The organism is Cupriavidus sp. GW822-FHT03E04, assembly GCF_058801495.1.
Window position 1 is genome coordinate 1 of record NZ_JBXANI010000020.1, and the last position, 25,851, is coordinate 25,851.

Consider the following 25,851-nt stretch of genomic DNA (forward strand, 5'->3'; position numbering starts at 1 on the left):
TATTTCAGCCCATAGCTGGACAGGTCCTGCCCCACCCGCCCCACCAGCGCCACGTTGTCCTGGCGCCGTTCCATCTCTGCCGTCACCTTTTGCGCCGTGGCCATGGCCTGGCGCAGCGTCTGCGTGCTGAGCGGCGTGTCTTCGCAGCTCTGCCCCGCCGACGCCAGCAGCGGAACCAGCAGCAAGGCGAGCAAGGCGCCGGTGCGGCTCATCCGGTTCAAGATCATGGCGCGCCCCTTCACGGCTTCGCGGCCGTGGGAACCCGCTCGCGATAAAGCAACGCCTCACCGATCGTATTGGGAATGAAGGCGAGCACCTTGCCTGACACCACCAGCACGGTGCCGGTCGAATCGGCCACGGCGTTCACGGTGGCGCCCACCGACACGCCCAGTTTCTCGAACCCGCTCTTGGCGACCTTGACCGAGGCCTTGCCCGCGGTGCTGACCGAGTCGAGGATCACCTCGACGGTATCCTTCCCGCCCTGCGCAATGCCGGAAACGACAAAGGCACTGCCCATGCCCGCCAGCAAGGAACCCTGCACAGGGCCCGCGCCACCGGTGCTGCCGGCCACGCTGACGACAGGCGCGGCCAGGATCGACAGCGTGCCAACGGAGATCTGCTCCGAGCCGCCCATATTCGTGGACTGCGCACTGGCCGGCGCTACACAGAGCGACGCGCCAACGATGACCAGCAATGCAGAGATCGTTCGCACCGATACCTTGCCTTCATAGAAGTTCATTGTTCTTTTTTCTCGGAAATGTGATCTTCTATTGTAAAGGCAAAGCCCTCACAGGCAATGGCGTTTGCCTGGCGCTGGGCTGCGACCTGGAAGTCGCGGCGATCCTGGACAATAGCGGCCGGGATATCCCCGCGAACCAGGCAGGCAACCCGTCAGCCGCCCTTCAATGCCGCCACGTGCTGGTCCTTCAGCTTGACGTAATTGGCCGCCGTATAGCGAAAGAAGCCAAGCTCCTTCTCCGTCAGCGCCCTTGCCTCTTTCGCCGGGCTGCCGACATAGAGATGCCCGCTCTTGAGCACCTTGCCGGGAGGCACCAGGCTGCCGGCGCCGAGGATCACTTCATCCTCGATCACCGCGCCGTCCATCACGATGGTGCCCATGCCGATCAGGATGCGGCTGCCTACCGTGCAGCCATGCAGCAGCGCCTTGTGGCCGATCGTCACGTCGTCGCCGATGGTGAGCGCAAAGCCATCGGGATTGAACGGCCCGGCATGCGTGATGTGCAGCACGCTGCCGTCCTGCACGCTGGTGCGCGCGCCGATGCGAATGCGGTGCATGTCGCCACGAATGGTCACCAGCGGCCAGACGGAGCTGTCCGCGCCGATCTCTACGTCGCCGATCACGACGGCACTGGGGTCGACGAACGCGCGGTCGCCGAGTTGGGGGGCCTTGCCCTGGAAGCTGCGAATGGTCACGATGAAAGCCTGGATACGGAAAGTCGCCAATCAAGCGCGCGCTGCGGCGCCCGGATGGCGCCGGGTCAGCGTGGAGCGCGCCGGTGCGAGCATTCTAATCCGCCGGCTGGCTGCCCTGCAGCACAGCGCAGCGCAGCGCCGCGTGATTCGCGTGGGCAAGGTGTCAATCAAACAGCCCGAATTGCGCCGAAGCACGCACTCATTGCGCCAAAGCCTCCCCCATTGCCTTCTTGAACAACTCCGGCTTCCCGAAATACCGACCCAGGCGCAGTCTCGAGATCTTGCCGTCCTGCTCGATGGCCAGCGCCGGGTAGCCACGGCCGCCGATCTCCTCGAGTAACGCCTGGGTCTGCTCGAAATGGTCCGGCAGCATCGCGCTCGCCTGGTCGTAGGCGTTTGCGAACGACGCAGCATCGAGCCCCAGTTCGTCGGCAATCTGGATCAGTTCCTTGCGCTCGGCGATCGGGCGTCCTTCGCGGTAGTACGCAACCTGAAGGCGTTTGAGCATCTTCAGCCCTGCTCCGGCGACGGCTTCGGCGGCCAGCATCGCCGCGGTGGGCGGGCCGGAATCCAGCCTGACATCGTAGTCGAACTGCGTGCCCTGCTGGTACGTCTCGCTGAAAGGCTGCCCGCTGAGCGCGGTGATGCGCTCCTCGTGAGGGCGAACGAAATCGCGCCATTCGGCGGACATGTTCTGCGCCCGCTCTCCCGCCAGCATGCCGCCGCTGTGCGGCACCACCCTCAGGCCGGCTTCGTCGGCTGCCGACACGAGCGGCGCAAGCCCATAGCACCATCCGCAAAACGGGTCGTAGACGTAATGAAGCGTCGCTTGTTTGTTCATGTCTGTGTTCTCCAGATTCTCTGCGGCAGCCGCCCGGTGCGCGTGCTGCATGTTCACGATCAAATGGCCTCGGCCACGCCCGCCTGCAACGCCTTCTCCATGATCGAAGGCGGCTGCGCCCCAGCGATGACGGCGTTGCCGATCCGGATCGTGGGCACGGAGCGGACCCCCTCGCGCAGCGCCTTCGCCTGCGCCGCCACGATCTGCGCTTCGCCGTCGGTGCCAGACAGGTGATTACGCACAGCTTGCGCATCGAAGCCGGCCGATACGGCCAGCGGCACGAGTACATCGATCAGGCCGATGTGCTCGCCGCGGGAGAAGTACGCAGCGAAGATGGCATCGAACAACGCCTCCGCCATGGCTGCGTCGCCGTTCTGTTGGGCGAATGCCATCAGCCGGTGCGCAAGCCGGGTATTGGGCGTGACCGTGATCAGGTCATAGTTGAAATCCAGTCCGGTGCGCCGGCCCATCGTCGTCACCTCTGCGTCCATGGACTGCGAGCGGGCCCAGCTGCCAAATTTCGCGCTACGGTAGGCCTTGCGGTCCGCGCCTTCCACCGGCATGTCCGGGTTGAGTTCGTAGGGCACATAGGAAATCGCGAGGGCGGCCTCGGTCGACATGCGCCCGATGGCGGCCTTCAGGTTGCGATGACCGATCCAGCACCACGGGCAAATGAAGTCATAGGTGATCTGGGTGTCGATGGGTTTCATGACGGCTCCTTGCGTGAGTGATGCAGCCAGCGTAGACGGCGGCCCGCATCAGCGGAATGGCATGCCGGCGCAAACCTGCGTTGCCGGCGGCGCAACGCTGGGTTCGCGCGGCGAGTGCGCCACCCCGTTGCCGCCCACGCAAAACTGCTTTGCCCCCGCCAAGCATTCTCTGCGGACCCGGGCGCTTCTACGATGCAACGCATCCACTCGCACTCTGGAGCCACACATGAACACCAATGACGCATCCTCCGTCGGCCCGCGCAAGGCCCTGGTCATAGGCGGCTCGCTGGGCGGCCTGTTCACGGCCACCGCGCTGCGTGCCGTGGGCTGGCAGGTCGACGTGTTCGAGCGTTCGGCATCGGACCTCGACAGCCGTGGCGGCGGCATTGTCCTGCAGCCGGAGGTGCTGCGGGCGTTCTCGTTCGCCGGCATCGCCGCGCACGGCGCGCTGGGTGTGCGCTCGCACGACCGGCTGTTCCTGGACCAAGGCGGCCACGTGCTCCACCGCCAGCGCATGCCGCAGACACAGACCTCGTGGAACACGCTGTATTCCACCCTGCTCGATCATTTCCCGGCGGCGCACTATCATCGCGGTGCCGCGCTCACCGCTATCGCGCAGGACGAGCACGGCGTTTGCGCCACGTTTGCCGATGGACGCCAGGCGTGCGGCGAGCTGCTGGTCGGTGCCGACGGCGCCGGCTCTACCGTGCGCGGGATCGTGCTGCCCCGCGTCGCCCCCGCCTATGCCGGCTATGTCGTCTGGCGTGGCCTGGTCGACGAGGGCCTTCTGCCCGAATCGGCCAGGCCGCTGCTGCACGAGAACTTCGTGTTCCAGCAAGACCGCGACTCGATGATGCTGCAGTACATGGTGCCCGGCGCCGACGGCGCCACGGCGCCCGGACGGCGCCGCTTCAACTGGCTCTGGTACCTGAAGGCCGAGCCCGGCGCTGCGCTCGATGCCGTGCTCACCGATCGCGACGGAAAACGCCGCGGCCATTCGATCCCGCCGGGCATGTTGTCGGCTGAGCAAGAGCGTTGGTTTCGCCAGACCGCGGCCGCGCGCGCCAACCCCTCGTTCCGCGCGCTGATCGATAACACCGATCAGATCTTCGTCCAGGCCATCCAGGACCTGCAGGTGCCACGCATGGTGTTCGGCCGCGTGCTGCTGACCGGCGATGCCGCCTTCATTCCCCGCCCCCATACCGCCGGCAGCACCGCCAAGGCCGCAGCCAATGCCGTGGCGCTGGCCAAGGCGCTCGACGGCACGGCCGACCCAGACCAGGCGCTGCAGCGCTGGCAGCAGGGTGAACACGCACAAGGCGAGCAGATGACCCAGTGGGGCATTCGCATGGGCAACCGCATCATGGGGATCGCACTGCACTAAGGCACAGGGCTGCGCCGCGAAGAAGTGGCGCAGCCGGCATGCACTCCGCCGATCAGGGTAAGTACTCCCCTTTTTTGCTCTTGGCCGTTCCACGCAGCCGACCTACAATTTATCACACGATCACTAATCGATCGATCAATAGCAGAGGCACCCATGACCATCCGCAAACTCGCACACTTCTCGATCCGCACCACGGACCTCGAGCAATCCTGCGCCTTCTACGAACGCATTCTCGGATTCAGGCGAGGCTATCGCCCGCCCTTCGATTTCCCCGGCGCCTGGCTGTACATGGGCGGGGACGAAGGTGATTTCGGCACAGTCCACATCATCGGTGCCGACCCTGGCAACCCCGGCGGACTGTCCGCCTACCTCGGCGACCGCGCCCCCTCGGCGGCTGGCACCGGCGCCCTCGACCACATTGCGTTCCTGGCCACCGGCGTGGCGCAGATGTGGGCGAAGCTGGCAGCCGAGGGCATCCCGTGGCGCGACCGCACCGTCCCCAGCCTGGGCCTGCACCAGGTGTTCATCGAGGACCCTTCCGGCGTCACCATCGAACTGAACTACCCCGCCGCCGAGGTGGCGGGCCTTGAAATCCCGGGCAACGGCGCGCGCGCGCCCCACCCCGAAGTGGCAGGAGACTGATCATGACGACCCTATCGACACGGCCGAAGGCCATCATCGTGGGCGGCTCGCTGGGCGGACTGTTCGCGGCCAACCTGCTCGCCCGCGCCGGGTGGGAAGTGGAGGTATGCGAGCGCGTTCCCGAAGCCCTTGCCGGACGCGGCGCGGGCATCGTCACGCATCCGGAATTGTTCGAGGCCCTGGCCGCCGCCGGGGTCGAGGTGGACGATTCCATCGGCGTGCAGGTGAAGTCCCGGCTGACGCTGGGCCAGGACGGCAGCGTGCTGTCGCAGCGTGAGCTGCCGCAAACGTTGACGGCATGGGGCAAGATGTACCACGTGCTGCGCTCCGCCTTCACCGGGGGCACCTACCGTACGGGCGCCAATGTGGTGTCGGTGCGCAGCGAGCCCGGCCGCGCCGTGGTGATGCTGGACGACGGCTCGATCCATCACGCCGATCTTGTCATCGCCGCGGACGGTTTCCGCTCCGCGCTGCGCGAGTGCCTGTTGCCCGAGTCCCGGCTCCAGTACGCTGGCTACATCGCCTGGCGCGGCCTGGTGGACGAAACGAGCCTGAGCGAAGCCACGCGCGACATGCTGTTCGAGAAGTTCGCCTTCTGCCTGCCGCCGCGCGAGCAGATCCTCGGCTACCCGGTGGCGGGCCAGGGCAACAGCACCCGGGTTGGCGAGCGCCGCTACAACTTCGTGTGGTACCGCGCCACCAGCGAAGACGTGGACCTGCCCGACCTGCTGACCGACGCCAGCGGCAAGCGCTGGTCCGGCGGCATCCCGCCGGGGCTGATCCGCCCGGACGTGCTTGCCAGCATGGAGGAAGCCGCGCTGGCCAACCTGGCGCCCCAGTTCGGCGAGGTCGTGACCAAGGCCGCGCAGCCGCTGTTCCAGCCCATCTTCGACCTTGAAGTGCCGCGCATGGCCTTCGGCCGCGTGGCGCTGCTCGGCGACGCCGCCTTCGTGGCGCGCCCGCACTGCGGCATGGGTGTGACCAAGGCCGCGGGCGACGCCATCTCGCTGGTCAAGGCCCTGCAAGCGCATGACAGCGTCAGTGCCGCACTGGAAAGCTACAGCGACGAGCGCGTGCAGGTGGGCGCGGCCATCGTCCAGCACGCGCGCCACCTCGGCGCCTATATGCAGGCGCAGCTCAAGAACGAGACCGACCGCCAGATGGCCGAGCGCTATCGCACGCCGGAAGCCGTGATGCGCGAGACGGCGGTATCGACGCGCTTCTGAGCGCGCCGCCGCCCTCCCGCCAGACCAACCGCCCCCAACGGAGACAACCTTGGAACACACCGCCCCCACCTTTGCCGCAGCCGCCCGCGAAAGCGCCGCGCCCGCTGCACCCCCACCGAATCCCCTGCTCGCCAATCCGGCATTCCAGTCCCTGGTGCGCGCGCGGCGCAGGTTCGCGTGGGCCCTGACCGCCATCATGCTGGCGGTGTACTTCGGCTACATCCTCACGCTCGCCTTCCGGCCCGCGCTGCTGGGCCGCCAGCTGACCCTGGGCCAGCCCATGAGCGTGGGCATTCCCGTGGGCTTCGGCATGTTCGCGCTGACCTTCCTGCTGGTTGCGGTGTACGTGCATCGCACCAACACCGTGTACGACCAGCGGATCAGCGAAATCAAGCAAGGGGCAGCAGAATGAAGCAAGCCAACCTCTGCGCCATCGGCGCTGCCCTGTTACTCACCGCGTTGCCAGCCTTTGCGGCGTCGAGCTCGGTGGGCCAGGGCATGAACGTCATCGCCATCGCCATGTTCCTGATGTTCGTCGCCGCCACGCTCGTGGTCACGCGCTGGGCGGCCAGGAGCAACCACAGCGTGGCCGACCACTATGCAGCCGGCGGCAAGATCACCGCCCTGCAGAACGGCTGGGCCATTGCCGGCGACTACATGTCGGCGGCCTCCCTGCTGGGCATCTCCGCGCTGGTCTTCACCAGCGGCTACGACGGCCTGATCTACTCCATCGGCTTTCTCGCCAGCTGGCCGATCATCCTGTTCCTGATCGCCGAGCCACTGCGCAACCTGGGCCGCTTCACGCTAGCGGACGTGGTCTCATACCGCCTGCAGCAGCGCCCCATCCGCGCGTTCTCCGCGTCCAGTTCCATCGTCATCGTGCTGCTGTACCTGGTGTCGCAGATGGTGGGGGCCGGCAAGCTGGTGGAGCTGCTGTTCGGCTTCAGCTACACGGCGGCGGTGGTGCTGGTCGGCGTGCTGATGGTGGTCTATGTGTTCTTCGGCGGCATGCTGGCCACCACCTGGATCCAGATCATCAAGGCAGTGCTGCTGCTGGCCGGCGCCGCCTTCATGGCATTCATGGTCATGAGCCGCTTCGGCTTCAGCCTGAATGCGCTGTTCGGGCAGGCCATCGAGGCCCACGGCAAGCATGCGGCCATCATGCGCCCGGGCGGTCTGGTCTCCGATCCCGTCTCGGCGGTATCGCTCGGCCTGGCACTGATCTTCGGCACCGCCGGCCTGCCGCATATCCTGATGCGCTTCTTCACCGTCGGCGACGTCAAGGCGGCACGCAAGAGCATCCTGTACGCCACCGGCATCGTCGGCATCGGCTACGCGCTGATCATCATCATCGGCTTCGGCACCATCGCGCTGGTGGCCAGCGATCCGGCCTACCACACGCCCGCTGGCGCGGTGATCGGCGGCGTCAACATGGTGGCCGTGCACCTGGCCCATGCCGTCGGCGGCAACCTCTTCCTCGGCTTCATCTGCGCGGTAGCGTTCTCGACCATCCTGGCCGTGGTGGCGGGGCTGACGCTGGCGGGTTCCTCCGCCATCTCGCACGACCTCTATGCCAAGGTTCTGCGCCAGGGCAACGCCACCGACAAGGAGGAGATGCGCGTCTCCCGGATGACCACGCTGGTGCTGGGCGTACTGTCCATCCTGCTTGGCATCCTGTTCGAGAAGCAAACCATTGCCTTTATCGTCAGCCTGACCTTTTCGATCGCCGCCAGCTCGAATTTCCCGGTGCTGCTGCTGTCGATCTACTGGCGCGGACTGACCACGCGGGGCGCTGTGGTGGGCGGCTCTCTCGGCTTGCTAACCGCGGTGGTGCTGACGGTGCTGAGCCCGACCGTATGGGTGCAGGTGCTTGGCCATGCGAGCGCCATCTACCCCTACGAGTATCCGGCGCTGTTCTCCATGCTGGTGGCCTTTGCCGGCATTTACGTGTTCTCGGTCACCGACCGGTCCGCGCGCGGTGCGCGCGAACGCGGCGCCTTCAACAATCAGCTGGTCGATTGCGAGCTTGGGCTGATCAAGCCGCAGTAGGTCCCGTGTCCTGTGCTGCCGGCCCCACTGCCGGCAGCACGCCCGCGCCTCACAATTTATCACCCGATTGGTACAATGCCGCAAACGCTCCGCACGGGACGTGCCTGTCACAGGTGAACGAATGAAACGAGACACAACGCCGACGCAGACCCCTGCCCCGGCCAAGACCGCAAAACGGCTGCTCCCCGAAGAGCGGGAGCAGCAGATCGTGCAGAAGGCCATCGAGCACTTCACGCGCAACGGATTCTCCGGCAGCACGCGCGATCTCGCCAAGCAGATTGGCGTCACCCAGCCCTTGCTGTACCGCTACTTCTCCAGCAAGGAGGCGCTGATCGACCGGGTCTACAGCGAAGTGTTCCAATGGCGGCCCGACTGGGAACGCCAGATCGCCGATCGCGCTACGCCGCTGACCGAACGGCTGTATGCGTTCTACCTCGACTATGCGTCCGTGATCCTGCGCGAGGAATGGATCCGGGTCTTCATCTTTGCCGGCCTCACGCGCGAAGGCATCAACAACAAGTACCTCAACAAGCTGCGCAGCAAGGTCTTCCTGCCCGTGCTGGCCGAAGTGCGCGCCGCGTACGGCATCCCGGAGCCGCGCAATGCGGCCGAGCTGGAGGCCGAGGTCGAGATGATCTGGGGCCTGCACGCGGCCATCTTCTATCTCGGCGTGCGCAAATGGGTCTATGGCCTCAAGGTGCCCGCGGACATCAACGCCGTGATCCGCCGCAAGGTAGACATGTTTCTCCACGGCGCGCCTGCCGTCATGCGTTCCCTGCGTGCGCCCGACAAGCCCGGCAACTGATCCCCCGCAGGGATAGACGACACCATTACCGCTGGAGTCTTACCTATGGACAAGCTGCTGGCATTGAAGCTGTTCGTCGAGACCGTCGACGCCAAGGGGTTCTCGTCCGCCGCGCGGCGGGTCAACCTGGCCACGTCATCGGTGACCCGCATGATGGACAGCCTGGAGGAGGAGCTGGGCACCGTGCTGCTGAACCGGTCGACACGGCAGGTAACGGTGTCCGAGGCCGGCGCGGCCTACTACCAGCGGGCGCGCAAGATCCTCGACGCGGTGGCGGAAGCCGATGCGCTGATCGCCGACCGTGGCGATACGCCGGTGGGCCAGCTTCGCGTGTCGCTGCCGGTGGCGTTCGGGCGCCGCTGCATCGCGCCGTTCCTCGGCAGCCTGATCGCGCAGTATCCAAAGCTGGAACTGGAAGTCACGCTGACCGACGAGATTGTCGACCTGCTTGGCGAACGCATCGATCTATCCATCCGCCTGGGCAGCGCCGCGTCGCTCGATGAAGTGGTGGCGCGTCAGATCGGCACGTTCCGGCGCAGGGTGGTGGCAAGTCCTGGCTATCTGCAGCAGCGCGGCATCCCCACCGCGCCGGCGGAGCTCGCCGGGCACGCGTGCCTGCGCTTCACGTACGGCGCGGGCCAGCAGATGTGGACCTTGCTGCGCGGCACCGAGGAAGTCCAGGTGCCCGTTCCGGGCACCTTCAAGAGCAACAACGCCGAAGTGCTACGCGAACTGGCGCTGGCCGACGGCGGCATCGCGCTGCTGCCCGACTGGCTGGTCGACGACGATATCCAGAGCGGGCGGCTGACCGCACTCCTGGAAGACTGGACCGTCAACCCCAACCGCGCCAGTTCGGCCATCACCGCGCTCTACCTGCCCAACCAGCGCGGCTCGCGGCGCATCGCCGCCTTCCTCGACTTTCTCTCGCGGATTCCCGGGCCGACCGGCCGGAACGAAGCGGGCGCCTGACGCGCCCTTCCGCTTTCCCTTGCCGCTTTCTCCTTTCCCCTTGCCGCCAGCGCAACGCAACGTTGCGCGGTGGCCCGATTCTCCGACGACGGGTTAGCACCTAACCTTCAGGTCATCTCTTTTCGAGACAGCCAGCGCGGCGCAAAGGCAAGCCTGCTGCCGCCGACCGACCCATCGCACCTGACGGAGAACCATCGTGACCCACCATCTCTTCACCCCCGTTCGCCTCGGCAACCATACCCTGGCGCATCGCGTTGCCATGGCGCCGCTGACGCGCTCGCGTGCCGGCCAGCCCGGCAACGTGCCCACCGGCATGAATGTCGAGTACTACCGGCAGCGTGCCGGCGCGGCGCTGATCGTCACCGAAGCCACGCAGATCTCGCAGCAGGGGCAGGGCTACGCCTGGACACCGGGCATCCATAGCGAGGCGCAAATCCAGGGATGGCAGGCGGTCAGCGACGCCGTGCATGGGCAAGGCGGCATCATCTTCATGCAACTGTGGCACGTCGGCCGCGTCTCGCACCCGGTATTCCAGCCCGGCGGCGCGCTGCCAGTGGCGCCCAGCGCCCTGCCCGTCCCCGGCAAGACCTTCATTATCGACGCGCAAGGCAACGGCGCCTGGGGCGACGTGCCTGTGCCACAGGCGCTGACCCTGGACGGCATCCACGATATCGTGTCCGACTACCGGCACGCCGCGCGCAACGCCATGGCTGCCGGCATGGACGGCGTGGAGATCCACGCCGGCAACGGCTACCTGCTCGACCAGTTCATCAACTCCAACAGCAACCAGCGCGACGACGCCTACGGTGGCAGCATCGAGAACAGGGCACGGCTGCTGCTGGAGGTGGTGGACGCGATCGCGGCGGAGGTGGGGCCCGCGCGCGTTGCCGTGCGGCTGACGCCCATGGGGCGCTTCATGGGCATGGGAGATGCATCGCCTGAAGAGACCTTCGGCTATATCGTGCGCCAGCTCGACACCCGGGGCCTGGCCTACCTGCACCTGGTGGAGCCGGCCATGGTCGGCACCGTCAAGGAGGAGCACGCCGATCCCCGCTGGGACGCGATCATCCGGCAACTGCGCGCGGCCTACCGCGGCGTGCTGATGCTGGCGGGCGGCTACGGCCGCGACAGCGCCGAACACGCGCTCGCCAGCGGCCGCGCCGACATCATCGCCTTCGGCCGCCCGTTCATCGCCAATCCCGATCTGCCCGCCCGGCTGCGCGGCGGCCTGCCCCTGAACGCGCCAGATGCCACGTCATTCTTCGGCGGCGGTGCCGGAGGCTACACCGATTACCCGGCCGCGGCGTGAATGCGGGTAGCCGGCAGGCGATCGGCGTGCTCGGCCGGGTCGAGCACCGCCCGCCGCGCCATCGCGCTAGCCCCCCCTCTCATACTTTGGTTTGGGCGTCACAGACCACTCGTCTGATTGTTGCCGGTCGACACGGCTCCTACCATGCGAGTTGAGCCGCGCCTTCCCGCCGCTGCCAGAGGTCCCGATGCATGGAATGCGCACCGCGGGCCTCTATCGACACAAGGATTCCCGCAATGAACCGGCATCGACTCCCGGCAGGCCAGGCATGAAACGCCGGCCCATCCTTCTCGCTGCGGCAGGGGCAGCGGCTGTTGCCCTGCTGGCTGCCGCCGGCATCATGTGGGAGCCGGCCATCGCGCCGATCGCCGCGCCCGCGCCGGCTTCCTTCGAGCGGGCGCTGACACTGGAGGGCGCCCGCGTGGTCGCGCTCGGCGACTGCGCGGTATGCCATACGGCCAAGGGCGGCCAGCCCTTCGCCGGCGGCCTGCCGCTGGTCACGCCGTTCGGCACCATCTACTCGACCAACATCACGCCCGATGCGCAAACCGGCATCGGCAACTGGTCGTTGGACGCCTTCATGCGTGCCATGCGGCGCGGCATCGCGCGCGACGGCCACCAGCTCTATCCGGCGTTTCCGTACATCCACTTCACCAGGATGTCGGACCGCGAGATCGAGGCGGCCTATGCCTACCTGATGCGGCGCGAGCCCGTAACTGCCAGGCCGCCCGCCAATGCACTGATCTTCCCGCTCAACTTCCGGCCCCTGGTCGCCTTCTGGAACGTGCTGTTCCTTCGACCCGGTGAAGCACAACACGATCCAGCGCAGGATGAAGCCTGGAACCGCGGCCGCCTGCTGGTGGACGGACTTGGCCACTGCGCCGCCTGCCACTCTCCGCTCAATGCGATCGGCGGGGAAAAACCGGGCCGCGCCTTCGCTGGCGGCGTGGTGGACAACTGGGAAGCGCCACCGCTGAATCGCCTGGCGGGCGGGCCCGTGCCCTGGACCAAGGCGCAGCTAAGCACATACCTGCGCACCGGCATCTCCGCGGCGCATGGCGCGGCAGCCGGGCCGATGCTGCCAGTCACGCTCGAACTGGCCACCGTGCCAGAGGCGGACGTCGATGCCATTGCGAGCTATCTGATGTCGCTGCGCAAGCCAGCATCCGCGCCCGCCGTGGTGCCGGTGTCGGCGGCCGTGACCGACCAGTCCGCCATCGCGCGCGGCGCGGCGCTCTTCACCGGAGCGTGCGCCGCCTGCCATGGTCCCGGCTCGCCAATGCAAAGCGTGGGGGCCCGGCCCAGCCTCGCCACCAGTTCCGCGGTCAACGCGAGCACGCCGCGCAACGCCATCCAGATGATGCTGCAAGGCGTGGCGTGGAACGGCGAGGACGCGATGCACTACATGCCAGCGTTCGCGCAAGCCTTCGACGACCAGCAACTTGCCGACCTGGCGGCCTACCTGCGCGCCACCTACACCCGGCAGCCGCCGTGGACCGGCGTGCAGGACACCATCGCCAACCTCAGGAAAGGGGACGAATCGAGATGATCAAGCTCACCGTCAACGGCGCCAGCCACGCGCTGGACATCGATCCGTCCACGCCGCTGCTCTATGCCCTGCGCGACGAGCTGCACCTACACGGCGCCAAGTTCGGCTGCGGCCTGGGCCAGTGCGGCGCCTGCACCGTCATCGTCGGCGACCGCGCGGTGTTTTCGTGCCTGATGCCGGTGGCATCGATCGGCGCCCGGCCGGTGCGCACCATCGAGAGCCTGGGCACCGCCGACAGGCCGGGGCCCTTGCAGAAGGCGTTCATCGACCACCAAGCGGCGCAATGCGGCTACTGCATCGCTGGCATGATCATGCGCGCGCAGGCCCTGCTGGAGGTCAACGCGCATCCCACCGAGGCCGAGCTGCGCGCGCACATGGAACCCAACCTGTGCCGGTGCGGCACCCATATGCGCATCCTGGCGGCCATCCGCGCCGTGGCCGGCACGCCTGGCGCCATGCGCCCGGGCGGGGTCAAGGCCGAGAGCAGCAATGAGGGGGCGCGATGAGCGGCCATGACGACCACATCGACCTGGGTCGCCGCACCTTCCTGGTCTCGGGTTCGCTGGTGGTGGGCTTCACGCTGCTGCCGGGACGCGAGGCCATGGCGCAGACCGTGCTGGCCGACGAGGGCGCGGCCGTGCAGATCGCGCGGCAATACCAGGCGCTGGCGGGCAGCCTGAAGACCAACCCCTATCTCGACGCCTGGATCAGGATCGCCCCCGACAACCAGGTCACGGTGTACACCGGCAAGGTCGAGCTGGGCACTGGTGTGCGCACCGCGCTGCTGCAGGTGGCAGCGGAAGAACTGCAGATGGCGCCCGCGCTGATCACCTTCCTGAGCGCCGATACCGGCCGTTCGCCGGACGAAGGGCTGACCGCCGGCAGCCACACCATGGCCGACAGCGGCAGCGCCCTGCTCAACGCGGCGGCCCAGGTGCGCGGGCTGCTGACCGACGCCGCCGCGCGGCAGCTGCGTGTCAATGCGGCGTCGCTGTCGGTCGGCAATGCGCGCATCACGGCCCCCGACGGGCGCTCACTGTCGTTCGGCGAACTGCTGCCTACGGTGAACCTGCACCGCGCGGCAACGCCCGCCTCGCCGCTGCGCGACCCCAAGTCGTTCTCCGTGATCGGCACGCCGATGCCTCGGCTGGACATTCCCGGCAAGGTCACCGGCAAGCCGAGCTATGTCCAGGACCTGGCCATGCCGGGCATGGTGCATGCGCGCGTGGTGCTGCCGCCTGCCTATGACGCTGCCCTGTTGTCGGTCGACGAGACCGCGGTCAAGTCCATGCCCGGCGTGATCGCCGTCGTGCGCGACGGCAACCTGCTCGGCGTGGTGGCCACGGGAGAATGGCAGGCGGTACTGGCTCAGCGCGCGCTCGGCGCGGCATGCCGCTGGAGCAAGGGGCGCGCGCTGCCCCGCCCCGCCGACGTGATCGCGCAGCTCAAGCAGCTCGCCACGCAGCACATCGAGATCGCCAACACGCGGAGCGCTGTGCCGGCAGGCACCAGGACGCTGGCCGCCAGCTATTCCAAGCACTACCTGATGCACGGATCGATTGGCCCCTCGTGCGCCGTCGCGCAGATGCAGGACGGCGTACTGACCGTATGGACCCACTCCCAGGGCGTCTACCCGCTGCGCGACGGCCTGGCCGAGATGCTGTCGATGCCCAAGGACAAGCTGCGCTGCATCCACGTGGAAGGCTCGGGATGCTACGGGCACAACGGCGCCGACGACGCCGCCGCGCATGCCGCCTATCTGGCCCGCGCCCTGCCGGGAAAGCCGGTGCGCGTGCAATGGATGCGTGACCAGGAGAACCTGTGGGACCACTTCACGCCGGCCATGGTCACCGAGGTCAAGGCCTCGCTCGACGCCGGTGGCCATATCGTCGACTGGGACTACGCGCTGTGGAGCAGCTCGCATAACGAGCGCGTGGTCAACGCGGGCCGGCTGCTGCCCGCCACCCAGCTGGCCAGGCCCTTCGTCCCCGCGCCCTCGGTCCCGATGCTGCAGCCCGAAGGCGGCGGCGACCGCAACGCGATTCCGCTCTACAAGCTCCCGGCCTCGCACATCGTCAACCACTTCTCGCCGACCATGCCGCTGCGCACCTCGGCGATGCGCTCGCTGGGCGCGCACATGAACGTCTTCTCGATCGAGAGCTTCATGGACGAACTGGCCGCCGCGGCCAGCACCGACCCCGTGGCGTTCCGGCTGCGGCATCTGGAAGACCCGCGCGCGCGTGACGTGATCCAGCTTGCCGCCGCCAGGTTCGGCTGGCCCCGGCGCGGCCGCAAGCCCGGCCACGGCGTCGGCTTCGCGTTCGCCAGGTACAAGAACCTGATGGGCTATATGGCGATCGCGCTGGAGATCTCGGTGGTGCGCGACACGGGACTGGTGCGCCTGGAGCATGCGGAGGTGGCCGTCGATTGCGGGCAGATCGTCAATCCGGATGGCGTGCGCAACCAGATCGAGGGCGGCGTCCTGCAGGCCGCGAGCTGGACGCTGTACGAGCAGTTGCGCTTTGACACCGGCGGCGTCGGCAGCTTCGATTGGAGCGCCTATCCGATCATGCGCTTCTCCGCCGTGCCCACCACCGTCAACGTGCACCTGATCGACCGCCCCGGCGCGCCGTTCCTCGGCGTGGCCGAAGCCGCGATGGGACCCACCGCGGGCGCCATCGGCAACGCCCTGTTCGATGCCACCGGCAAGCGCCTGCGCGACATGCCGCTGGGCGGCGAGCGGCTGCGCAGGGAAATCGCGCCGTAGCGCGCTGCGTGCCATGACCCCGGGCGCTGACCGGCGCCCGGCCCCTGAACCTCAACGCCATGACCATCATGCCCACCATGCCCACGTCCAGACCTCACCGCGCCATCGTGATCGGCGGCTCGCTCGGCGGGCTCTTTACCGCCATCTGCCTGCGCGCCATCGGCTGGGATGTCGATGTCTTCGAGCGCTCGCCGCAGCAGCTCGACAGCCGCGGCGGCGGGCTCGTGCTGCAGCCCGGCGTGCTCGACGCGCTGGCCTTCGCCGGAGTCGCGCACCCGCCAGAGTTCGGCGTGCCGTCGAAGGACCGCATCTTCCTGGACCGCGAGGGTGTGGTTCGCCGCATCGACATGCCGCAGACGCAAATCGCCTGGAACGGACTCTATGCGCTGATGAAAGGCGCGCTTGATCCGCGCATGATCCATGCGGGCGAGGAACTGGTCACGCTGGACCGCGAGGCCGATCGTGTGACGGCCCGCTTTGCCTCGGGCCGCACCGAGCACGCGGATCTGCTGGTCGGCGCCGACGGACCGCTGTCCACGGTGCGGCAGCAACTGCTGCCCGGCGATGCGCCCGCCTATGCCGGCTATGTCGCCTGGCGCGGCGTGCTGCCCGAGGCAGCGCTGGGCGAGCAGGCCAGGTCGCTGCTGGTCGATGCCTTCGCCTTCCAGGACGAGCCGGGACACCAGATGCTGACCTACCTCATCCCCGGCGAGGACGGATCGGCCCGGCGCAACGAACGGCGCCTGAACTGGGTCTGGTACCGCGCGCTGCCCGCGGGAGAACCGCTAGCGGCCGTGCTGCTGGACCGCCATGGCCACCAGCACACGCATTCGCTGCCCCCGGGCGCGGTCAAGGATGCCGATGCCCAGGCGCTGCGGCTTGCTGCGGCGGACAGCCTCGCGCCCGTGTTCGCGGCACTGGTCGCATCGACCCCCGATCCCTTCCTGCAGCTGATCCAGGATTACGCAGCACCGCGCATGCGCTTTGGCCGCGCGGTGCTGCTAGGCGATGCCGCCTTCGTGGCGCGCCCACATACCGGCGCGGGCGCGGGCAAGGCGGCAGCCAATGCCGTGGCCCTGGCGCGCGCACTGCAGGCCGGCGGGGAGCGTATCGACGACGCACTCGTGGTGTGGGATCGAAGCCAGTGGGCCGAGGACAAACGCCTGGCCCAGTGGGGCATCTCGCTCGGCCGGCGCATCATGGGCGTGATGCAGCCTGACTGACCGGCACGGCAGCGCGGCTCAGCGTGCCGGGACCAGTGCGATCGATTCATGCACGGTAGATGGCCCGCTCCTTGACGCTAAGGCTGCGCAAGATCTCTCGCTTGCCATCGACGCCATGCGGTCCATCGGCGCGCGCTTGCGCAGGTAGTAGATGCCGTCTCGGAGGGTGAGGTACATGCTCGCTCCCGGTCAGTCTGTGTCAGGTACACACGCGGGAGCAGCAGTGAAAGGGGGAGCAGTGAAACGGGGAGCACAAAAAACAAAACCCCGGAAGACCGCAATCTTCCGGGGTTCCGCCGCCAATACGATGTAGTGGCGGAGACGGAGGGATTCGAACCCTCGATCCAGGTTTTGGCCCGGATGCTCCCTTAGCAGGGGAGTGCCTTCGACCTCTCGGCCACGTCTCCCAAATCTGCCGTTGTGTGAGGGAGGCCACACAACGAAGCGCGTATTCTATCGGTCAGATTTCAATTGGTCAACGGTGATTCGATGACTAATTGAAAAAACTTGCACAGCCCGTTAGAAGCGCAGGCCGCGCGCGGCCTGCCTTGCATGGATCACGCCTGATCCAGCTCGAACACCTTATGCAGCGCGCGCACGGCGAGCTCCATGTACTTCTCGTCGATCAGCACCGAGATCTTGATTTCCGAGGTGGAGATCATCTGGATGTTGATGCCTTCTTCGGACAGCGTGCGGAACATCTTGCTGGCGATGCCGACGTGCGAGCGCATGCCCACGCCGACTACCGAGACCTTCGACACCTTCGGGTCGCCCGATACGCTGGCGGCGCCGATATGTGCCTTCACGCCATCGTTGAGGATGGCAAGCGCGCGCTGGTATTCGCCGCGCGGCACGGTGAAGGTGAAGTCGGTCTTGCCGTCGACGGACTGGTTCTGGATGATCATGTCGACGTCGATGTTGGCGTCGGCTACCGGGCCCAGGATCTGGTATGCGATGCCGGGCTTGTCGGGCACGCCCAGGACGGTGATCTTCGCCTCGTCACGGGCAAAGGCGATGCCGGAGATGACGGCTGCTTCCATTTCAGAATTTTCCTCAAAAGTGATCAGCGTGCCCGAGTGCATTTCTTGCTCGAGGGGCATCAGGGGGTCGGTGAGCGACGACAGCACGCGGGTCTTCACGCGGTACTTGCCGGCGAATTCCACCGAACGGATCTGCAGCACCTTGGAGCCCAGGCTGGCCATTTCCAGCATTTCCTCGAAGGTGATCTGGTCCAGGCGGCGAGCGTCTTCGACCACGCGCGGATCGGTGGTGTAGACCCCGTCCACGTCGGTGTAGATCAGGCATTCCTCAGCCTCGATGGCGGCGGCGATCGCCACGGCCGAGGTATCGGAACCACCGCGGCCAAGCGTGGTGATGTTGCCGTTGTCGTCGATGCCCTGGAAGCCCGTGACCACCACCACGCGCCCGGCGTCGAGATCGGCCAGGATGCGCTCGTCATCGATGGACTCGATGCGGGCCTTGGTATGGGACGAGTCGGTCTTCACCGGCACTTGCCAGCCGGTGTAGCTGATCGCGTCGACGCCCTCGCTTTGCAGCGCAATCGCGAGCAACGCGGAACTGGCTTGCTCGCCGGTGGCGGCCAGCATATCCAGCTCGCGCGGGCTCGGCTGCGCCGAAATTTCCTTGGCGAGGCCAAGCAAGCGATTGGTCTCGCCTGACATGGCCGAAGGCACCACGACTACGCGGTGACCTGCACGATGCCATTTGGCAACGCGCTTGGCGACATTCTTGATGCGTTCCGGAGAACCCATCGAAGTGCCACCGTATTTGTGAACGATGAGAGCCATCTGTTTGTCGACACCAGCGATTGTGCAAACCCTTGAAAATACACGAAGGGGAGCCCCAAGGCAAGGTGTGGGCGGCTCGGACGACGGCCACGGCAAGTGGCGCGCGAGGAATATTGCGGGCGGAAAGCAGCCTGCCGAGGCTTATCCGATGGCTGCGCCCTGTCCGGGCGATGCAACCGGCTCGACCCACTCGACCCATTCGACACGCCAGCGCGGCGCGGCCGGTGCATCCGGCCAGCGCCGGTGCATGCCCAGGCCAGCCGCGAACACGAGCTGATCGCCCGACCACAACAGCGGCAGCCGCGCGCGCCGCGCCATCGGCACGCCAGCCTCCTGGTAAGCCTGCTTGAGCGCGCGCGCGGGCCCGCCCGGACGCAGCACGATGCGCTCGCCGCCTTGGCGCGCGGCGAGGCGCAGGGGCCGGCGCAGCGCTGCTTCCGGCAGGCCGAAGGTATCGTCGCGCGTAAAGCGCAGCTCACCCTGCCACGCAGGCACGGCCAGGCCTGCCTCGCCCTGCCAGTGCAGCGCCAGGTCTTCAGACTCGATGGCTGGCCCCGCGCGGCGGGCCAGCACACGGCCCCTGAAGCGATGCAACATCAGGGTCTCGTGCTGGATGGCAGGCTCGCCGCCTTCATGCTCGATCAGTTGCGCGCGCATGGCGGACAGCCGCGCGGTGGACGGGGCCTGCGTACCAAGCTCGCGCAGCCACAACCGCAGCACAGCGTCGGCCTCGGCCGGCGGCAGCGCGCGCAGCCCGGCAAGATCGAGTTCAGCCAGCGTGCTGGCATCGCGCGGCGTGCGCACCAGCCCCGCCATCCATTGCGTAGCCAGCGCGTCGAGCAATTCGCTGGCCTGCGCCAGGTGTGCGGCGGCTTGCGCCACACTGGCGCGCAACGCGGGAAACGCCGCGGCCAGCGCGGGCATATGCTGCCTCAGCGCGTTGCGGGCGAATCGGGAATCGTCATTGGAAGGGTCGTCGATCCAGGGGAGCGCATTCACGGCGCAGTACGCATCGATGTCGTCGCGGCCGACCTCGAGCCACGGGCGCAGCAAGACGATCTGCTGCCTTGCCCCGAGCCGGCGCAGGCGCGGCATGCCGCCAAGCCCGGCCAGCCCGGCGCCACGGAACAGGCGCAGCAGCACCGTCTCGACCTGGTCGTCCAGGTGATGGGCAAACAGCAGCAACTCCGCCCCGGCCTCGTCACACATGGCTTCGAGCGCAGCGTAGCGCGCGCGGCGCGCCGCCGCCTCCAGCCCTTCGCCCTGCCCCTGGCTGACCGAGACACGCTGGCTGTAGAACGGCAGTTGCCAGTCGGCGCACAGCGTCGCGCAGAACACGTCCCACTGGTCCGCCTCGGCCTGCAGGCCATGATGCACATGCAGCGCCACCACGCGCAGCGGCAGCGACGACGCCACCACCGCTGCACGCAGCGCGTGCAGCAGCGCGACCGAATCGCGTCCGCCGGAGAGTGCCACCGCTACCGTGCCTGCCCGTGCGCCGTCGCCAGAAACAACAAAGGCCGCACCGGCCTGAAGCGCCTGTGCGACCTTGTCGGTCAAGCCGGCGGACGGGTCAGCCCGGTGCGCCGGTTTCCTTGAACTTGCCATAGGCCAGCAGACGCTCGTTGCGACGCGCTTGCAGCTCCTTCACGCTCATGCCCTGGAACTGGCGCAGCGAATCCGCCAGCGAACGCTTGAGCATGGCGGCCATGCCCTTGACGTCGCGGTGCGCGCCGCCCAGCGGCTCGCTGACGATCTTGTCGATCAGGCTGAGCGCCTTGAGGCGGTGCGCGGTCAGGCCGAGGGCTTCGGCAGCTTCCGGCGCCTTCTCGGCGGTCTTCCACAGGATGGAAGCGCAGCCTTCCGGCGAGATCACGGCGTAGGTGGCAAATTGCAGCATCTGCACCACATCACCCACGGCAATCGCCAGCGCGCCGCCGGAGCCGCCTTCGCCGATGATGGTGGCGATCAGCGGCACCTTGAGGCCGGCCATCACGTAGAGATTGTGACCGATGGCTTCAGACTGGCCGCGCTCTTCCGCGTCGATGCCGGGGAATGCACCCGGCGTGTCAACGAAGGTGAAGATCGGCAGGCCGAACTTGTCGGCCAACTCCATCAGGCGCTTGGCCTTGCGGTAGCCCTCGGGCTTGGGCATGCCAAAGTTGCGCATCGCGCGCTCTTTGGTGTCGCGTCCCTTCTGGTGACCGATCACCATGCACGCCTGCCCGTTGAAGCGGGCCAGGCCGCCCACGATCGACAGATCGTCGGCAAAGCTGCGGTCGCCGTGCAGTTCGTGGAAGTCGGTGAAGATCTCCCGCACATAGTCCAGCGTGTACGGACGTTGCGGATGCCGGGCGATCTGTGCCACCTGCCATGGGGTCAGGTTGGCGTAGATGTCCTTGGTAAGCTGCTGGCTCTTGCCGGCCAGCCGCGAAATCTCTTCGGAGATATCGACAGCCGAATCGTCCTGCACAAATCGCAGTTCTTCGATCTTTGCCTCGAGTTCGGCAATCGGCTGCTCAAAATCTAGGAAGGTGGTTTTCATGAGACTCGCGTACCTGTCTGTGAAGGAGCGCATTCTACCGGAATTCGCCCACTAAACCGCAAGTCTGCGGATGCAGTCTCGCGCACTTCCATGCAAATTTTGCTGCCTTCCAGCCTAATACGTCACAGGCAGGGGATCAAGACTGCGCCACATGTACCAGGTGGCGACGGTGCGCCAGGGCTCCCAGTTGGCCGCCACCTCGCGCGCCTCGCTGCGCGTGACGGGCTCTCCACTGAAATAATTTGCCGAGATGGCGTTGATCAGGCCGACGTCATCGAGCGGCAGCACATTGGGCCGCATCAGGTTGAACATCAGGAACATTTCGGCGGTCCAGCGGCCAATGCCGCGGATCTGCGTCAGCTCCGCGATGACGGCTTCGTCATCCATCTCGGTCCAGCTATTCACATGCACGCGCCCTGCCTTGAAATGCTCGGCAAGGTCGACGATGTATTCCGCCTTGCGGCGCGACAGGCCGCAGGCGGCCAGGTTGTCGTGCCCCGCCTTGAGCATCTGCGCCGGCGTGAGCTTGGGACAAACCGCCACCAGCCGCTCCCACACTGTCTGCGCGGCCTTCACCGAGATCTGCTGGCCCACCACGGAGCGAGCCAGCGTGATGAACGGGTCGCCGCGCGAGATCAGGTGCGCGGGGCCGTAGGTGGGGATCATCTTGCGCAGGATGCGGTCGCGCTTCATCAGGTCGGCGCAGGCCTCGTCCCAATAAGCCGGACGCACGGCATCCACCACCGTTTCGACCGGCAGGGGCAGCGCCTCGGCTTCCGGCAGCACGGGCGCCTTGGCCGCGCGCGCGCCGATCTTGAGGGCGGGCTTGCCGTCCGCCTTGAGCACCGGGCCAGATGACTTGCCGGCAGCCTTGATAGCCGCTTTCACAGGCTTGGCGACGTTCGCCGCCGGGCTTGCCTTCTGCGGCTTTGGCGGCTTTGCAGGCAGCTTCGCGGGCGCCGGCGGCTTGGCCGCGGGCTTGGCCTTGGTGGTCGCAGCAGTCTTGGACGGCGCCGCGGGCGTCGCCGTCTTGCGCACGGCAGCGTTCAAGCGCGCCTCCACTCGGTAGCACCGCCGGGCTTGTCCTCGAGAACCACGCCGCCCGCCAGCAGCTCGGCACGGATGCGGTCGGCTTCGGCAAAATTGCGCTCGGCCTTGGCCTGCTTGCGCGCCGCGATCAGCCCCTCGATCTGCTCCGGCTCCAGGCCATCGGCCGGCTTGCCGCCTTGCAGGAACGCATGGGCGTCGCGCCCGAGCAGGCCCAGCGTGGCGGCCAGGCCCTTGAGCTGGCGCGCCATCGCCCCGGAGCCGGTGCGATTGACTTCGCCCGCCAGGTCGAACAGCACGGCCATGGCGATCGGCGTATTGAAGTCATCGCCCATTGCATCGACAAAGCGCCGCGCATGCGCCTCTTCCCAGTCCAGCGGCAGGACATCGGGCTGCACGTCCTTGAGCGCCGTGTACAGGCGCGTCAGCGAGTGACGGGCGTCTTCCAGGTGGACGTTGCTGTAGTGCAGCGGGCTGCGGTAGTGCGCGCGCAGGATGAAGAAGCGCACCACCTCGGCGTCATACTCTTTCAGCACGTCGCGGATGGTGAAGAAGTTGCCGAGCGACTTCGACATCTTCTCGTCATTGATGCGCACGAAGCCGTTGTGCATCCACAGGTTGACGAACGTCTTGCCGCTGGCGCCCTCGGACTGTGCGATCTCGTTCTCGTGGTGCGGGAACTGCAGGTCGGCGCCGCCGCCGTGGATGTCGAAATGCTCGCCCAGCAAGGCGCAGCTCATCGCCGAGCACTCGATATGCCAGCCCGGGCGGCCCGAGCCCCACCTGGAATCCCACTTGCTTTCGGCGGGCTCGCTTTCCTTGGCAGACTTCCACAGGACGAAGTCGAGCGGATCGTGCTTGGCTTCGTTGGTGGCCACGCGCTCGCCGGCGCGCAGGTCCTCCAGCGACTTGCCCGACAGGCGGCCGTAGTTGGGAAACTTGCGCACGGCGTAGTTCACGTCGCCATCGCTGGCGTGGTAGGCCAGGCCGCGGGCTTCGAGCTTGCTGATGATGTCGAGCATCTGCGGCACGTAGTCGGTGGCGCGCGGCTCATGGTCCGGGCGCTGGATGCCGAGTGCGTCGGCGTCTTCGTGCATGTAGCGGATGAAGCGGTCAGTCAGCGCGCCGATGGTCTCGCCATTCTCCGCGGCGCGGCGAATGATCTTGTCATCGATGTCGGTGATGTTCTGTACATACGTCACGTCGTAGCCGGCGGTGCGCAGCCAGCGCTGCACCATGTCGAATACCACCATCACGCGCGCATGGCCGACGTGGCAATAGTCGTACACCGTCATGCCGCAGACATACATGCGTACACGGCCGGGTTCGATTGGCACGAAAGGCTGCTTTTCACGCGCGAGCGTGTTGTAGATATTCAGAGGATGCATGAAACGAGGTGAATGGATGAGGGATTGGCGCCATTGTCGCGCCATTCGCGAGACCGGCAACTTGGCGCCAACGCAAAGCCTGGCGCGACCCATATCTTACCGGAAGCGCCCGAGCGCGGCAGGTCGTCGCCCGCCTTGCACCGCACCACGGACAAGCCGGCTCGGGCCGGGCCAGCGCAGGCCGGCGCGCCGATACCCGGGCCGGCATGGCCGCGCTTTGCTAGAATGCCGCGGAGTATAACGGACCGCCCATACATGAGCCTGTTCCTGCCCACCATAGCAACCGCGTCATCCCAGCCCGCGCGCCAACGCATTGCGGCCGCCTCATTCGCCCTGGCGGCGATCCTGGCAGGCCTGCTTGCCATAGCGGGGCCTGCGCGAGCGCAGAACGGTCCGCTATCGCTCGCGGTGCCGGCCACGACGCCAGGCGGCGTGCGCTCGGCCGACCCTGGCATGGCGGACGCCGAGAAGGCGGCAGCGCAGAAGAAATATGGCGAGGCCATCGACCGCTTCGACCGCGTGCTGGCCACCAACCCGCGCAATGCCCAGGCCCGCTTCGAGCGGGCATGGGCCCTGGCCCAGGCCGGGCGCGAGGACGAGGCCATCGCGGCGTTGCAATCCATGGCCCAGGACTTCCCTGAGTTGCCCGAGCCGCACAACAACCTGGCGCTGCTGTACGCCAAGCGCGGGGACTTGAAGCGCGCCGAAGCGGAATTGCTGATCGCGATCGATGTCAAACCTGATTTCGCCGTGGGCTATGCCAACCTTGGCGACGTCTACCGCCGCCTGGCCGAGAATGCCTACCGCAACGCGCTGCGGCGCAATCCCAAGGATGCGGGCGCCGCTGCCGGCCTGAAGCAACTGCAGCCTGTCGCGGCCATCCAGCCGCCGGCCGACGGCACCCGAAAGCCAGGCACGGCCGCCAGCGAGCCAGCCACGGCGCCCAAGCCTTAATTACCTTGCCCAACGGGCCGGACCGCTACCCTGCCCGGCCCTATCGTTTCCCCGATCCACGGAGTCAAGCATGATCTTTTCGCGTCGCCTAGTCCTTGCCGGCATCGCCGCCGCCGCGATGGCGCTCTCGCCGCTGGCCGCACAGGCACAGCAGACGAAAACCGAACGGGTGCAGTTCGTCACCAGCGCCGGCAAGTTCACGCTCGAGGTCTATCCGGACGCCGCGCCCAAGACTGTCGCGAACTTCATGGAGTACGTGAAGAGCGGCTTCTATAGCGGTACCATCTTCCACCGCGTGATCAATGGCTTCATGGTGCAAGGCGGCGGCTTCGACCGCGACATGAAGCAAAAGCCCACGCGCGCGGCGATCCCGCTGGAAGCCCAGAACGGGCTGAAGAACAAGGCCGGCACGGTGGCCATGGCGCGCACCAGCGATCCGAACTCCGCCACCGCCCAGTTCTTCATCAATGTGGTGGATAATTCCAGTCTCGACTATCCGTCGCCGGACGGTAACGGCTATGCCGTGTTCGGCAAGGTGGTGGAAGGCATGGATACCGTCGACAAGATGAAGAACGCGCCCACCACCTCGTATGGCCCGATGCGTAATGTGCCGGCCACGCCGATCGTGATCGAGTCGGCTACTGTCGTCAAATAACCGCCGAACAAACACCGAACAAAGGAACGCAAATGTCCAAGGTAGAGCTCCACACCAACCAGGGTGTCATCACCATCGAACTCGACGCCGAAAAGGCACCGAAGTCGGTTGAGAACTTCCTGTCGTATGTGCGCAAGGGTCACTACGACAACACCATTTTTCACCGCGTGATCAAGAATTTCATGATCCAGGGCGGCGGCTTCGAACCCGGCATGAAGCAAAAGGGCACCGATGCCCCGATCGAGAACGAAGCCGGCAACGGCCTGAAGAACGATCGCTACACGGTTGCCATGGCGCGTACCAACGCACCGCACTCGGCCACCGCGCAGTTCTTCATCAACGCGGTCGACAATGACTTCCTGAACTTCACCTCGCCGACCCCGCAAGGCTTCGGCTACGCCGTGTTCGGCAAGGTGACCGACGGCACCGACGTGGTCGAGAAGATCAAGGGCGTGCGTACCGGCAGCGCTGGCTTCCACCAGGACGTGCCGCTCGAGGACGTGGTCATCGAAAAGGCCGTAGTGGTCGAATAAGCCACTGGCCATC

At 66.9% G+C, this 25,851-nt stretch carries 24 protein-coding genes, 1 tRNA gene and 1 pseudogene; 15 read left to right on the forward strand and 11 right to left on the reverse strand.

Going from position 1 to position 25,851, the window contains the following annotated elements:
• The 5 genes and pseudogenes from AC1RQC_RS26730 to AC1RQC_RS26750 form a co-directional block, all read right to left on the reverse strand.
• A pseudogene (locus tag AC1RQC_RS26730) lies at positions 1-227 on the reverse strand (DUF2145 domain-containing protein); the annotation flags it as partial.
• An 11-nt stretch (positions 228-238) separates the two neighbouring features.
• Positions 239-739 carry a hypothetical protein gene (locus AC1RQC_RS26735; protein WP_492372629.1) on the reverse strand — a complete coding sequence of 167 codons (501 nt, stop codon included), beginning with the start codon at positions 737-739 and terminating at the stop codon, positions 239-241.
• 152 nt (positions 740-891) lie between these two features.
• Positions 892-1,434: a gamma carbonic anhydrase family protein gene (locus AC1RQC_RS26740; protein ID WP_492372630.1), complete on the reverse strand. Its 543-nt coding sequence runs from the start codon at positions 1,432-1,434 to the stop codon at positions 892-894.
• Positions 1,435-1,633: 199 nt separating this feature from the next.
• Positions 1,634-2,275, reverse strand: coding sequence for a DsbA family protein (locus AC1RQC_RS26745; RefSeq protein ID WP_492885113.1), 642 nt, complete (start codon positions 2,273-2,275; stop codon positions 1,634-1,636).
• 59 nt (positions 2,276-2,334) lie between these two features.
• Positions 2,335-2,985, reverse strand: a complete 651-nt coding sequence (locus AC1RQC_RS26750; protein WP_492807739.1) for a DsbA family oxidoreductase — start codon at positions 2,983-2,985, stop codon at positions 2,335-2,337.
• Between the two features lie 226 nt (positions 2,986-3,211).
• Here AC1RQC_RS26750 and AC1RQC_RS26755 point away from each other — a divergent pair, with 226 nt between their 5' ends.
• The 12 genes from AC1RQC_RS26755 to AC1RQC_RS26810 all read left to right on the forward strand — a co-directional run bounded on the left by AC1RQC_RS26755 (position 3,212) and on the right by AC1RQC_RS26810 (position 16,908).
• Positions 3,212-4,369, forward strand: a complete 1,158-nt coding sequence (locus tag AC1RQC_RS26755; RefSeq protein ID WP_492885115.1) for an FAD binding domain-containing protein — start codon at positions 3,212-3,214, stop codon at positions 4,367-4,369.
• Positions 4,370-4,522: 153 nt separating this feature from the next.
• Positions 4,523-5,011 carry a VOC family protein gene (locus AC1RQC_RS26760; RefSeq protein ID WP_492372634.1) on the forward strand — a complete coding sequence of 163 codons (489 nt, stop codon included), beginning with the start codon at positions 4,523-4,525 and terminating at the stop codon, positions 5,009-5,011.
• A 2-nt stretch (positions 5,012-5,013) separates the two neighbouring features.
• A complete protein-coding gene (locus AC1RQC_RS26765) occupies positions 5,014-6,237 on the forward strand; it encodes an FAD binding domain-containing protein (RefSeq protein ID WP_492829396.1) in 1,224 nt (407 codons plus the stop codon).
• A 49-nt stretch (positions 6,238-6,286) separates the two neighbouring features.
• The gene (locus tag AC1RQC_RS26770; RefSeq protein WP_492829398.1) at positions 6,287-6,649 is read left to right on the forward strand and encodes a DUF485 domain-containing protein; all 363 of its coding nucleotides are present in this window, start codon (positions 6,287-6,289) and stop codon (positions 6,647-6,649) included.
• Complete coding sequence (gene actP / locus AC1RQC_RS26775) at positions 6,646-8,286, forward strand: cation/acetate symporter ActP (protein WP_492807742.1); 1,641 nt, start codon at positions 6,646-6,648, stop codon at positions 8,284-8,286. Before AC1RQC_RS26770 ends, actP begins: the two co-directional genes overlap by 4 nt.
• A 121-nt stretch (positions 8,287-8,407) precedes the next feature.
• Complete coding sequence (locus AC1RQC_RS26780; protein ID WP_492372638.1) at positions 8,408-9,091, forward strand: TetR/AcrR family transcriptional regulator; 684 nt, start codon at positions 8,408-8,410, stop codon at positions 9,089-9,091.
• 45 nt (positions 9,092-9,136) lie between these two features.
• Positions 9,137-10,060 carry a LysR family transcriptional regulator gene (locus AC1RQC_RS26785; RefSeq protein WP_492372639.1) on the forward strand — a complete coding sequence of 308 codons (924 nt, stop codon included), beginning with the start codon at positions 9,137-9,139 and terminating at the stop codon, positions 10,058-10,060.
• Between the two features lie 196 nt (positions 10,061-10,256).
• Positions 10,257-11,369 (forward strand): alkene reductase, encoded by a 1,113-nt coding sequence (locus tag AC1RQC_RS26790; RefSeq protein ID WP_492372640.1) that lies wholly within the window; start codon positions 10,257-10,259, stop codon positions 11,367-11,369.
• A 268-nt stretch (positions 11,370-11,637) separates the two neighbouring features.
• Complete coding sequence (locus tag AC1RQC_RS26795) at positions 11,638-12,918, forward strand: c-type cytochrome (RefSeq protein WP_492372641.1); 1,281 nt, start codon at positions 11,638-11,640, stop codon at positions 12,916-12,918.
• Entirely contained in the window at positions 12,915-13,424 is a 510-nt protein-coding gene (locus AC1RQC_RS26800; protein ID WP_492372642.1) for a (2Fe-2S)-binding protein, read from the forward strand. Before AC1RQC_RS26795 ends, AC1RQC_RS26800 begins: the two co-directional genes overlap by 4 nt.
• Positions 13,421-15,685 (forward strand): xanthine dehydrogenase family protein molybdopterin-binding subunit, encoded by a 2,265-nt coding sequence (locus AC1RQC_RS26805; protein WP_492885117.1) that lies wholly within the window; start codon positions 13,421-13,423, stop codon positions 15,683-15,685. Before AC1RQC_RS26800 ends, AC1RQC_RS26805 begins: the two co-directional genes overlap by 4 nt.
• A gap of 59 nt (positions 15,686-15,744) precedes the next feature.
• Positions 15,745-16,908 (forward strand): FAD binding domain-containing protein, encoded by a 1,164-nt coding sequence (locus tag AC1RQC_RS26810; protein WP_492829402.1) that lies wholly within the window; start codon positions 15,745-15,747, stop codon positions 16,906-16,908.
• A 313-nt stretch (positions 16,909-17,221) separates the two neighbouring features.
• On the opposite strand, the gene AC1RQC_RS26815 is transcribed toward AC1RQC_RS26810, so the two are convergent.
• The 6 genes from AC1RQC_RS26815 to cysS all read right to left on the reverse strand — a co-directional run bounded on the left by AC1RQC_RS26815 (position 17,222) and on the right by cysS (position 23,696).
• Positions 17,222-17,315 (reverse strand) — tRNA-Ser (locus AC1RQC_RS26815).
• 150 nt (positions 17,316-17,465) lie between these two features.
• Positions 17,466-18,716 carry an aspartate kinase gene (locus tag AC1RQC_RS26820; protein WP_174422792.1) on the reverse strand — a complete coding sequence of 417 codons (1,251 nt, stop codon included), beginning with the start codon at positions 18,714-18,716 and terminating at the stop codon, positions 17,466-17,468.
• A 141-nt stretch (positions 18,717-18,857) separates the two neighbouring features.
• Positions 18,858-20,324, reverse strand: a complete 1,467-nt coding sequence (tilS, locus tag AC1RQC_RS26825) for a tRNA lysidine(34) synthetase TilS (RefSeq protein WP_492885119.1) — start codon at positions 20,322-20,324, stop codon at positions 18,858-18,860.
• Entirely contained in the window at positions 20,290-21,261 is a 972-nt protein-coding gene (locus AC1RQC_RS26830; RefSeq protein ID WP_253932783.1) for an acetyl-CoA carboxylase carboxyltransferase subunit alpha, read from the reverse strand. The genes tilS and AC1RQC_RS26830 overlap by 35 nt, the downstream gene beginning before the upstream one ends.
• 114 nt (positions 21,262-21,375) lie before the next feature.
• The gene (locus AC1RQC_RS26835; protein WP_492372646.1) at positions 21,376-22,323 is read right to left on the reverse strand and encodes a DNA-3-methyladenine glycosylase family protein; all 948 of its coding nucleotides are present in this window, start codon (positions 22,321-22,323) and stop codon (positions 21,376-21,378) included.
• A complete protein-coding gene (gene cysS, locus AC1RQC_RS26840; RefSeq protein ID WP_492885121.1) occupies positions 22,308-23,696 on the reverse strand; it encodes a cysteine--tRNA ligase in 1,389 nt (462 codons plus the stop codon). The genes AC1RQC_RS26835 and cysS overlap by 16 nt, the downstream gene beginning before the upstream one ends.
• A 255-nt stretch (positions 23,697-23,951) precedes the next feature.
• Here cysS and AC1RQC_RS26845 point away from each other — a divergent pair, with 255 nt between their 5' ends.
• The 3 genes from AC1RQC_RS26845 (at position 23,952) to AC1RQC_RS26855 (ending at position 25,838) form a co-directional block, all read left to right on the forward strand.
• Positions 23,952-24,650, forward strand: coding sequence for a tetratricopeptide repeat protein (locus AC1RQC_RS26845; protein WP_492885123.1), 699 nt, complete (start codon positions 23,952-23,954; stop codon positions 24,648-24,650).
• A gap of 70 nt (positions 24,651-24,720) precedes the next feature.
• Positions 24,721-25,305, forward strand: coding sequence for a peptidylprolyl isomerase (locus tag AC1RQC_RS26850; RefSeq protein WP_006163145.1), 585 nt, complete (start codon positions 24,721-24,723; stop codon positions 25,303-25,305).
• Between the two features lie 32 nt (positions 25,306-25,337).
• On the forward strand, positions 25,338-25,838 hold the full coding sequence (locus AC1RQC_RS26855) for a peptidylprolyl isomerase (RefSeq protein WP_150983882.1): 501 nt from the start codon (positions 25,338-25,340) through the stop codon (positions 25,836-25,838).
• The last annotated feature ends 13 nt before the right edge of the window (positions 25,839-25,851 follow it).